This window comes from Enterobacter soli ATCC BAA-2102, from assembly GCF_001654845.1.
GTDB lineage: Bacteria > Pseudomonadota > Gammaproteobacteria > Enterobacterales > Enterobacteriaceae > Enterobacter > Enterobacter soli.
On record NZ_LXES01000040.1, the window covers coordinates 27368 to 40623 of the forward strand.

General features: G+C 55.3%; 15 protein-coding genes. 12 read left to right on the forward strand and 3 right to left on the reverse strand.

Annotated elements, in window-relative coordinates:
- Position 1: 1 nt before the first annotated feature.
- Positions 2 to 925 (forward strand): Gfo/Idh/MocA family protein, encoded by a 924-nt coding sequence (locus M987_RS14030; protein WP_014069763.1) that lies wholly within the window; start codon positions 2 to 4, stop codon positions 923 to 925.
- 129 nt (positions 926 to 1054) lie between these two features.
- The gene (gene murJ, locus M987_RS14035; RefSeq protein WP_014069764.1) at positions 1055 to 2590 is read left to right on the forward strand and encodes a murein biosynthesis integral membrane protein MurJ; all 1536 of its coding nucleotides are present in this window, start codon (positions 1055 to 1057) and stop codon (positions 2588 to 2590) included.
- A gap of 59 nt (positions 2591 to 2649) precedes the next feature.
- Here the strand turns inward: murJ and flgN are convergent, their stop codons facing one another.
- The 3 genes from flgN to flgA all read right to left on the reverse strand — a co-directional run bounded on the left by flgN (position 2650) and on the right by flgA (position 4141).
- Positions 2650 to 3075 carry a flagella biosynthesis chaperone FlgN gene (gene flgN, locus M987_RS14040; RefSeq protein WP_014069765.1) on the reverse strand — a complete coding sequence of 142 codons (426 nt, stop codon included), beginning with the start codon at positions 3073 to 3075 and terminating at the stop codon, positions 2650 to 2652.
- Between the two features lie 4 nt (positions 3076 to 3079).
- Positions 3080 to 3373 (reverse strand): flagellar biosynthesis anti-sigma factor FlgM, encoded by a 294-nt coding sequence (gene flgM / locus M987_RS14045; RefSeq protein WP_014069766.1) that lies wholly within the window; start codon positions 3371 to 3373, stop codon positions 3080 to 3082.
- A 93-nt stretch (positions 3374 to 3466) separates the two neighbouring features.
- Positions 3467 to 4141 carry a flagellar basal body P-ring formation chaperone FlgA gene (gene flgA, locus M987_RS14050; RefSeq protein ID WP_014069767.1) on the reverse strand — a complete coding sequence of 225 codons (675 nt, stop codon included), beginning with the start codon at positions 4139 to 4141 and terminating at the stop codon, positions 3467 to 3469.
- 157 nt (positions 4142 to 4298) lie between these two features.
- Here flgA and flgB point away from each other — a divergent pair, with 157 nt between their 5' ends.
- The 10 genes from flgB to flgK all read left to right on the forward strand — a co-directional run bounded on the left by flgB (position 4299) and on the right by flgK (position 13245).
- The gene (gene flgB / locus M987_RS14055) at positions 4299 to 4715 is read left to right on the forward strand and encodes a flagellar basal body rod protein FlgB (RefSeq protein WP_014069768.1); all 417 of its coding nucleotides are present in this window, start codon (positions 4299 to 4301) and stop codon (positions 4713 to 4715) included.
- 3 nt (positions 4716 to 4718) lie between these two features.
- The gene (gene flgC, locus M987_RS14060; protein ID WP_014069769.1) at positions 4719 to 5123 is read left to right on the forward strand and encodes a flagellar basal body rod protein FlgC; all 405 of its coding nucleotides are present in this window, start codon (positions 4719 to 4721) and stop codon (positions 5121 to 5123) included.
- Between the two features lie 11 nt (positions 5124 to 5134).
- Positions 5135 to 5842, forward strand: a complete 708-nt coding sequence (gene flgD, locus M987_RS14065; protein ID WP_014069770.1) for a flagellar hook assembly protein FlgD — start codon at positions 5135 to 5137, stop codon at positions 5840 to 5842.
- Between the two features lie 26 nt (positions 5843 to 5868).
- Positions 5869 to 7137 carry a flagellar hook protein FlgE gene (flgE, locus tag M987_RS14070; RefSeq protein ID WP_014069771.1) on the forward strand — a complete coding sequence of 423 codons (1269 nt, stop codon included), beginning with the start codon at positions 5869 to 5871 and terminating at the stop codon, positions 7135 to 7137.
- 20 nt (positions 7138 to 7157) lie between these two features.
- On the forward strand, positions 7158 to 7913 hold the full coding sequence (locus M987_RS14075) for a flagellar basal body rod protein FlgF (RefSeq protein WP_014069772.1): 756 nt from the start codon (positions 7158 to 7160) through the stop codon (positions 7911 to 7913).
- A gap of 11 nt (positions 7914 to 7924) precedes the next feature.
- The gene (gene flgG / locus M987_RS14080; protein ID WP_014069773.1) at positions 7925 to 8707 is read left to right on the forward strand and encodes a flagellar basal-body rod protein FlgG; all 783 of its coding nucleotides are present in this window, start codon (positions 7925 to 7927) and stop codon (positions 8705 to 8707) included.
- Between the two features lie 57 nt (positions 8708 to 8764).
- Positions 8765 to 9463: a flagellar basal body L-ring protein FlgH gene (gene flgH, locus M987_RS14085; protein WP_014069774.1), complete on the forward strand. Its 699-nt coding sequence runs from the start codon at positions 8765 to 8767 to the stop codon at positions 9461 to 9463.
- Positions 9464 to 9475: 12 nt separating this feature from the next.
- On the forward strand, positions 9476 to 10573 hold the full coding sequence (locus tag M987_RS14090; protein WP_014069775.1) for a flagellar basal body P-ring protein FlgI: 1098 nt from the start codon (positions 9476 to 9478) through the stop codon (positions 10571 to 10573).
- Positions 10573 to 11529 carry a flagellar assembly peptidoglycan hydrolase FlgJ gene (gene flgJ / locus M987_RS14095; RefSeq protein ID WP_014069776.1) on the forward strand — a complete coding sequence of 319 codons (957 nt, stop codon included), beginning with the start codon at positions 10573 to 10575 and terminating at the stop codon, positions 11527 to 11529. Before M987_RS14090 ends, flgJ begins: the two co-directional genes overlap by 1 nt.
- A gap of 75 nt (positions 11530 to 11604) precedes the next feature.
- Positions 11605 to 13245 carry a flagellar hook-associated protein FlgK gene (gene flgK, locus M987_RS14100; protein ID WP_014069777.1) on the forward strand — a complete coding sequence of 547 codons (1641 nt, stop codon included), beginning with the start codon at positions 11605 to 11607 and terminating at the stop codon, positions 13243 to 13245.
- Positions 13246 to 13256 lie beyond the last annotated feature (11 nt).

Consider the following 13256-nt stretch of genomic DNA (forward strand, 5'->3'; position numbering starts at 1 on the left):
GGTGACAAAATTACGCGTAGGAGTGGTCGGGCTTGGCGGTATTGCTCAAAAAGCCTGGTTACCGGTATTAGGTGCAGCGACGGACTGGACGCTGCAAGGGGCATGGTCGCCCACTCGCGAAAAAGCCCAGCGCATCTGTGATACCTGGCGCATCCCGTATGCCAACTCGCTGCTGGATTTAGCCCGCGACTGTGATGCGGTGTTTGTGCATACCTCAACCTCAACGCACTATCAGGTGGTCAGCGAATTGCTGAACGCCGGTGTGCACGTCTGCGTGGATAAGCCACTGGCGGAAAACGTGCAGGATGCCGAGCGTCTGATCGACCTTGCGGCCAGCAAAAAACTGCAACTGATGGTCGGTTTCAACCGTCGCTTTGCACCGCTCTATCAGCAACTCAAGGCCCAGTCTGGCACCCTGGCGTCGCTGCGCATGGACAAACACCGGACTGACAGCATTGGGCCGAACGACCTGCGCTTTACGTTGCTCGATGATTATCTGCATGTTGTGGACACCGCACTGTGGCTCACTAACGGCAATGCGCAGCTGAAAAGCGGAACGCTGTTAACCAGCGAGCAGGGTGAAATGGTGTATGCCGAACACCACTTCTCGGTGGATCATCTCCAGGTGACAACCAGTATGCACCGCCGGGCGGGCAGCCAGCGGGAATCCGTGCAGGCCGTTACCGATGGCGCACTGTATGACATCACCGATATGCGCGAGTGGCGGGAAGAGAAGGGCAACGGTGTGGTGATGCAGCCTGTTCCTGGCTGGCAGAGTACGCTCGAACAACGTGGCTTTGTCGGTTGCGCGCGTCACTTTATCACCTGCGTGCAAAATCAGACGGTTCCGGAAACCTCTGGCGAGCAGGCCATCCTTGCGCAGCGTATTGTGGAAAGGCTCTGGCGAGATGCCATGAGTGAATAACTCGCTGTAACATCTGCGGATAGTAATTCGTTGAAATCGGGTTAGACTAAGCGCCGCTTGTTGGCTTTGCCGGGTGGCGCTTTTGCTTACCCGGCCTACAAATCCGTATGGTTCTGGAAATTCACGTTAATGAACTTATTAAAATCGCTGGCGGCAGTCAGCTCGATGACCATGTTTTCCCGCGTGCTTGGCTTTGCGCGCGATGCCATTGTGGCGAGGGTTTTCGGCGCAGGGATGGCCACTGACGCCTTTTTCGTCGCGTTCAAGCTGCCCAATTTGCTGCGCCGTATCTTTGCCGAAGGGGCATTCTCACAGGCGTTTGTTCCCATCCTTGCGGAATATAAAAGCAAGCAGGGTGAAGATGCCACCCGCGTGTTTGTCTCCTATGTCTCTGGCCTGCTGACGCTGGCGCTGGCGGTAGTAACCGTTATCGGGATGCTGGCGGCCCCCTGGGTGATTATGGTGACGGCGCCGGGTTTTGCTGATACGGCCGATAAATTTGCCCTCACCAGCCAGCTCCTGCGCATTACCTTTCCTTATATTCTGCTGATCTCGCTGGCCTCACTGGTCGGCGCTATTCTGAACACCTGGAACCGTTTCTCCGTTCCGGCGTTTGCGCCCACATTCCTTAACGTCAGCATGATCGGCTTTGCGCTGTTTGCGGCCCCGCATTTCAACCCACCGGTACTGGCGCTGGCCTGGGCGGTTACCGTGGGCGGTGTATTGCAGCTGGCCTATCAGCTGCCGCATCTGAAAAAGATAGGGATGCTGGTGCTGCCGCGCGTTAATTTCCGTGATGCCGGGGCGATGCGCGTGATTAAGCAGATGGGCCCCGCGATCCTCGGCGTATCCGTCAGCCAGATCTCGCTGATCATCAACACCATCTTTGCCTCTTTCCTGGTGTCCGGCTCTGTTTCCTGGATGTATTACGCTGACCGTCTGATGGAGTTCCCGTCAGGAGTGCTGGGTGTTGCGCTGGGGACTATCCTGTTGCCATCGCTGTCGAAAAGCTTCGCCAGCGGCAACCATGATGAATACTGCCGTTTGATGGACTGGGGGCTGCGTCTGTGCTTCCTGCTGGCGCTGCCGGCTTCGGTGGCGATAGGGATCCTTGCTAAACCGTTGACCGTTTCTCTTTTCCAGTACGGTAAATTTACCGCTTTTGATGCCGCCATGACCCAGCGCGCGCTGGTGGCCTATTCGGTGGGGCTGATGGGGCTGATTGTGGTTAAAGTGCTTGCTCCGGGCTTCTACTCCCGTCAGGACATTAAAACTCCGGTGAAGATTGCCATCGTAACCCTGATCATGACGCAGCTCATGAACCTGGCGTTTATTGGCCCGCTGAAACATGCCGGTCTGTCACTGTCGATTGGTCTGGCGGCCTGTCTGAACGCCGGGCTGTTGTACTGGCAACTGCGTAAGCAGGATATCTTTACCCCGCAGCCGGGATGGGCGAGTTTCCTGGTGCGTTTGCTGGTTGCGGTGCTGGTGATGTCGGCGGCGTTACTCGGCATGATGTACGTGATGCCAGACTGGGCACAGGGTACGATGCCATATCGCCTGATGCGTCTGATGGCCGTGGTGGTGGTCGGTATTGTGGCTTACTTCGCAACGCTTGCAGTACTTGGGTTTAAAGTGAAAGAGTTTGCCCGTCGTACGGCATAAACGCCAAAAGGGGAGTTCACCAGATGGTGCTCCCCGTTCCCTGATTCGCCGTTAAAACGTCAAATCGAAATCTTTTTCCCGCCCGTAATTCTCGCACTGGATGTTTGACCATCCGCACCGTAAAGCCCCGTTTCTTTATGGGGTTTCAACACTTCAAGCGCCTGCTGATTACGTACGATCTGTCCTTCTAACAGCCAGCCGTTATGCTGATTGAGGTCGCGAAGGTGCTGGGTCTTTTCTGTAATCGTCTGCCAGCGTTCGACAATCTCATCGTTTGCACTGCGTCGCGGATCTTGTTCCGCGCGTCGCTGCTGCTCCAGGTAATCCAGCGTCGCCAGGAGCGAGCTTTTATCTTCGGTAATACGTTGCAACGCGCTGCCGTTGATCTGACCGGAAGACAGGTGTTGTTGTTCTGCATCCATTACCGTTTTCAGGTCGTTCAGGACAACCGTCATTTGATCCAGTATTTCTGGCAGTCGACTCATACGGTTAGTTACTCTGTAAGAAACTCTGCGCTTCCTGAATCAGTGCATCAGCGATTTTGCTGGTGTCCATTTTCAGCTCGCCGTTACGAATAGCGGTTTTCAGTGATTCAACACGGTCCATGTTGATATCGCTGCTGCCTGGCTGCATCAGTTTTGCCTGCGCGTCGCTCAGGGTGACGCTGGTGCTGTTCGCAGTCGATGGCTTTTCCAGACGCGTTTTCTGCGGCGTAGCGTCATTCGTTTCGCGAGGTTGTACAGTGCTAACCGGTTTTAGGGCTGATGTACGATCAATGCTCATTGTGTTGTCCTCATCGAGGGTTCGCGGCGTTTGCGCCTGACATCATCATTAGTTGATTATTTATCGGCAGTCGCCGCGAAATCTTTAAAAAGATTATAGGTTAATCAGAATATTCCCATCAGTATCGACAGTTCCGCTAACCACCTGGCCTGAGGACATCCTCACACGGGCATTTTGTGCAACGGCGGCGTTGTTTAACGCCTGACCTTCACTGTTGACGCTAAACCCATCTCCGTTGGCAACCACCATCACCCGCTGACCGGCTTTTACTCGCCACGCCTGGCGCAGCATTGACAGCTGAATGGCCTGACCTGGGGCGACATCGCGAAGGCTTACGGCGTCCTGCGCCTGATTTATATCGAGCATCGTACGCGGCGGTAGCTGATCGAGGCGGCCACGTTTTAGCGTCACGCTGCCTGCCTGCAACACACTTCCCCGGGCGATAGGCTGGGCGGCGACAACATAATTGCCCGTCGCCTGAACTGCAACCTGTAAATAGCGTTTTTCATTGGCGCAGCGCGCCAGCACGTTTACGTTGCCCCACAGTTTTGCACTGCCGGTCACGCTGAAAGAGGGCTGGTCGCAGGAGGGATACAGATTGGGCGGTGTGCGCACGATAACCGTGACGTCATCGCTAAAGCCTGCCAGTTGCTGGGCAAAGAAGCTCGTCAGCTGGTCGCTAAGGCCAGTTGCCTGAAGATTTTCTGCCTGAACAAAGGGGCTTAAAAGCAATAAGGTTGCCGCAAGACCATGTCTCAATGTTCGCATCGCACGTTCCACCGTTTTCAGAATTGAGAGGATTCTACCTTCAGTGGTTTTGCATCAACGCAATAAATAGCGACGCATTTTGCGCTTATTCCGTCGATAAGGCAGACGGGTTGAGATTTAAGCTGTGAACTGAAATTTTGCCATCAGCGGAGGAGACATGCTCGATAAACTCGACGCTGCCTTACGTTTTCAGCAGGAAGCGCTCAATTTACGCGCCCAGCGGCAGGAAATTTTAGCCGCCAATATCGCTAACGCGGATACCCCCGGGTTTCAGGCGCGCGATATTGATTTTTCCAGTGAGCTTAAAAAAGTGATGGAGCGGGGACGTACCGAAGGGACAGGGGTTGCGCTTGCACTGACATCCTCACGCCATATTCCCGCTCAGGCGATGACTGCGCCAACCACTGACTTACTTTATCGCGTCCCCGACCAGCCTTCACTCGACGGTAACACCGTAGACATGGACCGGGAGCGTACACAGTTTGCCGATAACAGCCTTCAGTATCAGACAGGACTGACCGTGCTCGGCGGACAAATCAAAAGCATGATGAGCGTCCTCCAGGGGGGCAACTAATTCATGGCCTTGCTGAATATTTTTGATATCGCGGGTTCGGCGCTGACAGCGCAGTCCAAACGCCTGAACGTGGCGGCCAGTAACCTGGCAAACGCCGACAGCGTGACCGGCCCGGACGGGCAGCCTTATCGTGCAAAACAGGTTGTCTTTCAGGTCGATGCTGCGCCAGGCGCGGCGACGGGCGGCGTGAAAGTCTCTGACGTGGTAGAGAGCCAGGCACCGGACAAACTGGTCTACGAGCCGGGTAATCCGCTCGCCGACGCCAGTGGTTACGTGAAAATGCCAAACGTGGATGTGGTTGGCGAAATGGTCAACTCCATGTCGGCTTCGCGTAGCTATCAGGCCAACGTCGAAGTGCTTAATACCGTGAAGAGCATGATGCTCAAAACACTCACTCTCGGCCAGTAAAGGAGACACGCATGTCCATCGCCGTCAATGTGAATGACACCACTAACTCGGGCGTTACCAGTACCAGCTCGACCAGCTCCAGCTCCCTGACGGGAAGCAGTGCTTCCGATCTGCAAAGCAGCTTTCTGACGCTGCTGGTGGCACAGCTGAAGAACCAGGATCCAACCAACCCGATGCAGAACAACGAACTGACCACGCAGCTTGCGCAGATCAGTACCGTTAGCGGCATTGAAAAGCTCAACACCACGCTGGGCTCAGTATCCGGCCAGATCGATAACAGCCAGTCGCTTCAGGCGGCGAACCTGATTGGTCACGGTGTCATGATCCCTGGCACCACGGTGCTTGCTGGCAGCACTACCACCGATGGCACAACATCCACCTCTACCACTCCGTTTGGCGTGGAACTGCAACAGGCTGCCGACAAAGTTACCGCCACAATTAAAGACTCCACCGGAGCCGTGGTCCGCACCATCGATATTGGTGCACTGTCGGCCGGTGTTCATACCTTTACCTGGGACGGCAGCGTGACCGATGGCTCTACGGCGCCGAACGGTTCTTACACCGTGTCAATCGCGGCCAGCAACGGGACGACTCAGCTGGTTGCACAGCCACTTCAGTTTGGGCTGGTGCAGGGCGTGATTAAAGGTAGCGACGGCAACAAACTGGATTTGGGTACCACAGGTACCACCACACTCGACGAAGTTCGGCAGATTATCTAAGCCTTAACACTTATCAGGAGTAAGTCATGGCCTTTTCTCAAGCGGTCAGCGGCCTGAATGCTGCGGCCACCAACCTGGATGTCATTGGCAACAACATCGCCAACTCCGCGACCTACGGTTTTAAATCCGGCTCTGCCTCTTTTGCAGATATGTTTGCCGGTTCCAAAGTAGGCCTGGGCGTTAAAGTTGCTGGCATCACTCAGGACTTCACCGACGGTACCACCACCAACACCGGTCGTGGCCTGGATGTGGCTATCAGCCAGAACGGTTTCTTCCGCATGGTTGATGCGAACGGTTCCGTGTTCTACAGCCGTAACGGCCAGTTCAAACTGGATGAAAACCGTAACCTGGTGAACATGCAGGGTCTGCAACTGACCGGTTACCCGGTTGCGGGTACGCCACCATCGGTACAGACCGGTGCGAACCCACAGCCTATTTCGATTCCGAATACCCTGATGGCCGCGAAATCGACCACCACCGCAACGCAGCAGATCAACCTGAACTCCACGGACGATATCCCGACAGTGGCATTTGATCCGACCAACGCGGACAGCTACAACAAGAAGGGTTCGGTCACGGTGTATGACAGCCAGGGTAACGAGCATAATATGAGCGTTTACTATGTCAAAACCGCTGATAACAAATGGGATCTGTATACCCAGGATGCAAGCGTTGCTAACTCAGCCGTGAACAAAGCGGCGCAGATGAGTTTTGACAACAACGGTAACCTGGCAGGCGTGTATAACTACACCGCGCTTGGCACCACGCCGGAAACCTGGTCACTGGCTACTACCGCCAACACCACCCCGTCTATCAATATCGTTACCGATTCAGTCAGTGGCGCAACCCCTGCATCGTTCAACCTGAGCTTCCTGAACTCCATGCAGCAGAACACCGGTTCCAACAACGTTGTGGCGACCACCCAGAACGGTTACAAGCCTGGCGACCTGGTGAGCTATCAGATCAACGATGACGGTACCGTTGTGGGTAACTACTCCAACGAACAGACTCAGGTTCTGGGTCAGATCGTGATGGCAAACTTCGCCAACAACGAAGGCTTGCAGTCTGAAGGCGATAACGTCTGGTCTGCAACCCAGTCATCCGGCGTTGCGCTGCTGGGTACAGCAGGAACCGGTAACTTCGGTACGCTGACCAACGGTGCCCTGGAAGCCTCTAACGTTGACCTGAGTAAAGAGCTGGTGAACATGATTGTTGCTCAACGTAACTATCAGTCGAACGCACAGACGATCAAAACTCAGGATCAGATCCTCAACACGCTGGTTAACCTGCGTTAAGCGGCTAACAGGAAAGCGCAATGGATCACGCAATATATACAGCGATGGGCGCCGCAAGCCAGACGCTCAATCAGCAGGCGGTCACCGCCAGCAACCTGGCGAACGCCTCTACACCGGGTTTTCGTGCGCAGCTTAATGCGCTGCGCGCCGTGCCGGTAGAAGGGCTGTCGTTACCTACGCGTACGCTGGTAACGGCTTCTACACCAGGTGCGGATATGACGCCGGGTCAGATGGATTACACCTCGCGTCCACTGGACGTTGCACTTCAGCAGGACGGCTGGCTGGCCGTGCAAACTGCCGATGGCAGCGAGGGGTATACCCGCAACGGTAATATCCAGGTGAGCGCTACCGGGCAACTGACGATCCAGGGACACCCGGTGATGGGTGAAGCTGGTCCGCTTACCGTACCGGAAGGCTCAGAGCTGACCATCGCTGCTGACGGGACCATCTCGGCATTAAACCCAGGTGACCCGGCAAACACCGTTGCGCCTGTCGGTCGTCTGAAGCTGGTTAAAGCGGAAGGCAAAGAAGTGCAGCGTGGTGATGACGGGATGTTCCGTCTGACCCAGGCAACGCAAGCCACGCGCGGTGCCACATTACAGGCTGATCCGAGTATTCGTGTGATGTCTGGTGTGCTGGAAGGCAGTAACGTCAAACCGGTTGAAGCCATGACCGATATGATCGCCAGTGCCCGTCGTTTTGAAATGCAGATGAAAATTATCAGCAGCGTTGATGAAAACGCGAGCAAAGCTAACCAACTTCTGGCTATGAGTTAACAGGACTTCCTATGATCAGTTCTTTATGGATCGCGAAAACGGGCCTGGACGCACAACAAACCAATATGGACGTGATTGCCAACAACCTGGCAAACGTCAGTACCAATGGTTTCAAGCGTCAGCGCGCCGTTTTCGAAGATTTGCTTTATCAAACTATTCGTCAGCCAGGTGCTCAGTCTTCTGAACAAACCACGCTGCCGTCCGGTTTGCAGATCGGTACCGGTGTTCGTCCGGTGGCGACCGAGCGTCTGCACAGCCAGGGCAACCTGTCTCAGACCAACAACAGTAAAGACGTGGCGATCAAAGGCCAGGGCTTCTTCCAGGTGCAACTGCCTGACGGAACCTCTGCCTATACCCGCGATGGCTCTTTCCAGGTTGATCAGAACGGCCAGCTGGTAACAGCAGGTGGTTTCCAGGTTCAGCCTGCAATCACTATCCCGGCAAACGCCCTGAGCATCACCATCGGACGTGATGGTGTGGTCAGCGTCACGCAGCAGGGGCAGACCAACCCGGTGCAGGTAGGGCAGCTCAACCTGACCACCTTCATGAACGATACCGGTCTGGAAAGCATTGGTGAGAACCTCTACACCGAAACGCAATCCTCTGGTACGCCAAATGAAAGCACGCCTGGCCTGAATGGCGCAGGTTTGCTGTATCAGGGTTATGTCGAAACCTCGAACGTTAACGTTGCGGAAGAACTGGTGAATATGATCCAGGTTCAGCGCGCGTATGAAATTAACAGTAAAGCAGTGTCGACGACCGACCAGATGCTGCAAAAACTGACGCAACTCTAAGGTGTAGTCCGGTGCGGTAACTGCCGCACCGGCTCCCTGTTTTCGAAGATGAAGGCAATGCAAAAACACGCGGCGTTTCGTTATCCGATTATGACTGTCCTGGCCGTCACTCTCAGCGGCTGTGCCTGGATCCCGTCTAAACCACTGGTTGAGGGTGCGACTACCGCCCAACCCGTTCCTGGCCCTGCGCCAGTTGTGAACGGCTCCATTTTCCAGACTGCGCAGCCGATTAACTATGGTTATCAGCCGCTGTTTGAAGACCGTCGCCCACGTAACGTCGGCGATACCCTGACCATTGTGTTGCAGGAAAACGTCAGTGCGAGCAAGAGCTCGTCGGCGAATGCCAGCCGCGATGGCAAAACCAATTTTGGCTTCGACACCGTACCACGATACCTGCAGGGCCTGTTTGGCAATGCGCGTGCCGATGTTGATGCATCTGGCGGTAACACCTTTAACGGTAAGGGTGGCGCCAACGCAAGTAACACCTTCAGCGGTACGCTGACGGTGACGGTTGACCAGGTTCTGGTTAACGGCAACTTACACGTTGTGGGTGAAAAACAGATTGCCATCAACCAGGGCACTGAGTTCATCCGCTTCTCTGGTGTGGTTAACCCTCGCACCATCAGCGGCACCAATACCGTACCGTCCACCCAGGTAGCGGATGCGCGCATCGAGTACGTCGGCAACGGCTACATCAACGAAGCGCAAAATATGGGCTGGCTGCAACGCTTCTTCCTTAACTTATCGCCGATGTAAGCGAGGTGACTCATGTTTAAATTCCTCTTCGCAGCGGTGCTGACTCTGGTGGCTACCTTTGCTCAGGCCGATCGTATTCGTGACCTGACCAGCGTCCAGGGCGTACGTGAAAACTCCCTGATTGGCTATGGCCTGGTTGTGGGGCTGGACGGCACGGGTGACCAGACCACCCAGACGCCATTCACCACCCAGAGCTTAAACAACATGCTCTCCCAGCTCGGTATTACCGTACCGACGGGCACCAACATGCAGCTGAAAAACGTGGCTGCGGTGATGGTCACTGCGTCCTACCCGGCGTTCGCGCGTCAGGGGCAGACCATTGACGTGGTGGTTTCCTCGATGGGGAACGCCAAAAGCCTGCGCGGCGGTACGCTGCTGATGACGCCATTAAAAGGTGTTGATAGCCAGGTGTATGCGCTGGCGCAGGGGAACATCCTGGTCGGCGGGGCGGGTGCATCCGCAGGCGGCAGCAGCGTGCAGGTGAACCAGCTCAACGGCGGACGTATTACCGGCGGGGCGATTATCGAACGTGAACTGCCAACCCAGTTCGGTTCCGGTAACACCATTAACCTGCAACTGAATAATGAAGACTTCACGATGGCTCAGCAAATTGCCGACACCATCAACCGCAGCCGTGGCTACGGCAGCGCAACCGCGCTGGACGCACGTACCGTGCAGATCCGTACTTCAACGGGCAGCAGCAACCAGGTGCGGATGCTGGCGGATATCCAGAATATGGAAGTGAACGTTCCGCTTCAGGATGCCAAAGTCATTATTAACTCACGTACGGGTTCTGTGGTCATGAACCGCGAGGTGATGCTGGATAGCTGTGCCGTGGCGCAGGGCAACCTCTCGGTGACGGTGAATCGTTCCGCGAACGTCAGTCAGCCGAATACGCCATTTGGTGGCGGCCAGACGGTAGTGACCCCACAAACCCAGATTGATATGCGCCAGAGCGGCGGTTCGCTGCAAAGCGTGCGCTCCAGTGCCAACCTGAACAGCGTGGTACGTGCGCTGAACGCATTGGGCGCAACGCCGATAGACCTGATGTCCATTCTGCAATCAATGCAAAGTGCAGGCTGTCTGCGTGCCAAAGTGGAAATCATCTAATGCTGACCGATAGCAAACTGCTGAGTAGTGCCGCCTGGGATGCCCAGTCGCTCAACGAACTGAAAACCAAAGCGGGTAAAGATCCGTCGGCGAACATTCGCCCGGTCGCCCGCCAGGTGGAAGGGATGTTTGTACAGATGATGCTGAAAAGTATGCGTGAAACCCTGCCGAAAGACGGGATTTTCAGCAGCGATTCAACGCGACTCTATACCAGCATGTATGACCAGCAGATTGCGCAGCAGATGACGGCCGGGAAGGGCTTGGGTCTGGCTGACATGATTGTGAAACAGACCGAAGCCGCACAGGGTGTGCAGGCGCAGGAAGAGCAGCCGCAGCAGGTGCCGATGAAGTTCGACCTGGAAACGGTGACCAGTTATCAGAACCAGGCGCTGACGCAGATGGTGCGTAAAGCGATGCCGAAGGCGACTGATAACAGCGACGAGCCGCTGTCCGGTGATAGCAAAGACTTCCTGGCGCAGCTTTCCCTGCCTGCGCGGCTTGCCAGTGAGCAGAGCGGCGTACCTCATCACCTGATTCTGGCGCAGGCTGCGCTGGAGTCGGGCTGGGGACAACGTCAGATCCGTAAAGAAAACGGTGAGCCAAGCTTTAACATCTTTGGCGTTAAGGCCAATTCCAGCTGGAAAGGGCCAACGACCGAGATAACCACCACGGAATACGAAAACGGCGCCGCCGTGAAAGTGAAAGCGAAATTCCGTGTGTACAGCTCTTATCTGGAAGCGCTGTCGGATTACGTGAACGTGCTGAGCCGCAACCCGCGCTATAACGCGGTGACCCAGGCGGCAACGCCGGAGCAGGGCGCGCAAGCATTGCAGAACGCGGGCTACGCCACCGATCCAAACTATGCGCGTAAGCTTACCAGCATGATCCAGCAGCTGAAATCGATGGGCGAGAAAGTCAGCAAAGCCTATAGCACAGATCTCGAAAATCTGTTCTGAAAGTTCTCAAGTCCCGGTGGAGGCTGCCGATAACCTTCATCAGGACTCGTGTCTGAAAGTATAAAAGGAACCCCCATGTCCAGTTTGATTAACAGCGCCATGAGTGGCCTCAGTGCTGCACAGGCGGCACTCAATACCGTCAGTAATAATATTTCAAGCTACAACGTGGCTGGTTACACTCGCCAGAACACCATTCTGGGAGCCTCTAACAGCACGCTGACAGGCGGTGGCTGGGTTGGCAACGGGGTTTATGTCTCCGGTGTACAGCGTGAGTATGATGCATTCATCACTAACCAGCTGCGTGCGGCAGATACCCAGAACAGCGGGCTGACAACGCGTTATCAGCAGATGTCGAAAATTGACGACGTGCTGTCTGATACCACGAACTCGCTGTCCACGACGTTGCAGGATTTCTTTACCAGCCTGCAAACGCTGGTCAGTAACGCAGACGACCCGGCTGCACGCCAGACGGTGCTCGGCAAAGCTGATGGCCTGGTGAACCAGTTCAAGGTTAACGACCAGTATCTGCGCGATCAGGATAAGCAGGTTAATACCTCTATTTCCAGCAGCGTCGACCAGATTAACGCCTACGCGAAACAAATCGCGAACCTCAACGATCAGATTTCGCGTCTGACCGGTGTGGGGGCAGGTTCATCTCCGAACGAACTGCTCGATCAGCGTGACCAGCTGGTGAATAACCTGAACCAGATCGTGGGTGTTGAAGTGGCCGTGCAGGATAGCGGTACCTACAACATCTCCTTCGCGAACGGTTACAACCTCGTTCAGGGCAGCACCGCGAATCAGCTGGCGGCGGTTCAGTCCAGCGCCGATCCTTCGCGTATCACGGTTGCGTATGTGGATGCGGCCGCTGGCAACGTTGAGATCCCGGAAAAACAGATCACCACCGGTTCCTTGGGCGGGTTGTTAACCTTCCGTTCTCAGGATCTGGATAAAGCACGTAACTCACTGAACCAGATGGCGCTGGCGTTTGCCGATGCCATGAATAAACAGCATGAAGCCGGGTTTGATGCCAATGGCGATGCGGGCGGCAAACTGTTTGATTATGGTTCTCCGTCCGTGCTGAGCAACAGCAAAAATACCGGCAGTGCGTCTGTGACGGCGAGCGTAACCGACAGCTCCGCCGTGCAGGCGACTAACTACAAAGTCGAATACAACGGCACCAACTGGACGGTAACCCGTCTGGCGGACAAAACCAGCTTCTCCGCAACGCCTGATGGCAGCGGCAACCTGTCGTTTGACGGCCTGAACGTTAACATCAGCGGTTCTGCGAACACCAAAGACAGCTTTGTTGTGAAGCCGGTGAACGACGTCATCATGAATATGGACCTGGCGATTAGCGACGAATCCAAACTGGCAATGGCGTCCGCCAGCGGCAGTGGCAATAGCGATAACACCAACGGTCAAAAACTGCTGGATCTGCAAAGCGCCAAAGTGGTTGGTGGCAATAAGACCTTCAACGATGCTTACGCTGCATTGGTCAGTACGGTAGGTAGCACCACCGCATCGCTGAAAACCAGTAGCGAAACGCAGACCAACGTTGTGACGCAGCTGACCAAACAGCAGCAGTCTATCTCCGGGGTTAATCTGGACGAAGAGTACGGCAACCTGCAACGTTATCAGCAGTATTACCTCGCGAATGCGCAGGTTCTTCAGACTGCCAGCACGCTCTTTGATGCGTTAATCAATATTCGCTAAGACCGGGGTCA

Excerpts from the sequence above, each read along its gene's own strand:
- murJ (WP_014069764.1), top strand. The coding sequence starts at position 1,055 with ATGAACTTATTAAAATCGCTGGCGGCAGTCAGCTCGATGACCATGTTT.
- flgN (WP_014069765.1), bottom strand. The coding sequence starts at position 3,075 with ATGAGTCGACTGCCAGAAATACTGGATCAAATGACGGTTGTCCTGAAC.
- flgM (WP_014069766.1), bottom strand. The coding sequence starts at position 3,373 with ATGAGCATTGATCGTACATCAGCCCTAAAACCGGTTAGCACTGTACAA.
- flgA (WP_014069767.1), bottom strand. The coding sequence starts at position 4,141 with ATGCGAACATTGAGACATGGTCTTGCGGCAACCTTATTGCTTTTAAGC.
- flgB (WP_014069768.1), top strand. The coding sequence starts at position 4,299 with ATGCTCGATAAACTCGACGCTGCCTTACGTTTTCAGCAGGAAGCGCTC.
- flgC (WP_014069769.1), top strand. The coding sequence starts at position 4,719 with ATGGCCTTGCTGAATATTTTTGATATCGCGGGTTCGGCGCTGACAGCG.
- flgD (WP_014069770.1), top strand. The coding sequence starts at position 5,135 with ATGTCCATCGCCGTCAATGTGAATGACACCACTAACTCGGGCGTTACC.
- flgE (WP_014069771.1), top strand. The coding sequence starts at position 5,869 with ATGGCCTTTTCTCAAGCGGTCAGCGGCCTGAATGCTGCGGCCACCAAC.
- M987_RS14075 (WP_014069772.1), top strand. The coding sequence starts at position 7,158 with ATGGATCACGCAATATATACAGCGATGGGCGCCGCAAGCCAGACGCTC.
- flgG (WP_014069773.1), top strand. The coding sequence starts at position 7,925 with ATGATCAGTTCTTTATGGATCGCGAAAACGGGCCTGGACGCACAACAA.
- flgH (WP_014069774.1), top strand. The coding sequence starts at position 8,765 with ATGCAAAAACACGCGGCGTTTCGTTATCCGATTATGACTGTCCTGGCC.
- M987_RS14090 (WP_014069775.1), top strand. The coding sequence starts at position 9,476 with ATGTTTAAATTCCTCTTCGCAGCGGTGCTGACTCTGGTGGCTACCTTT.
- flgJ (WP_014069776.1), top strand. The coding sequence starts at position 10,573 with ATGCTGACCGATAGCAAACTGCTGAGTAGTGCCGCCTGGGATGCCCAG.
- flgK (WP_014069777.1), top strand. The coding sequence starts at position 11,605 with ATGTCCAGTTTGATTAACAGCGCCATGAGTGGCCTCAGTGCTGCACAG.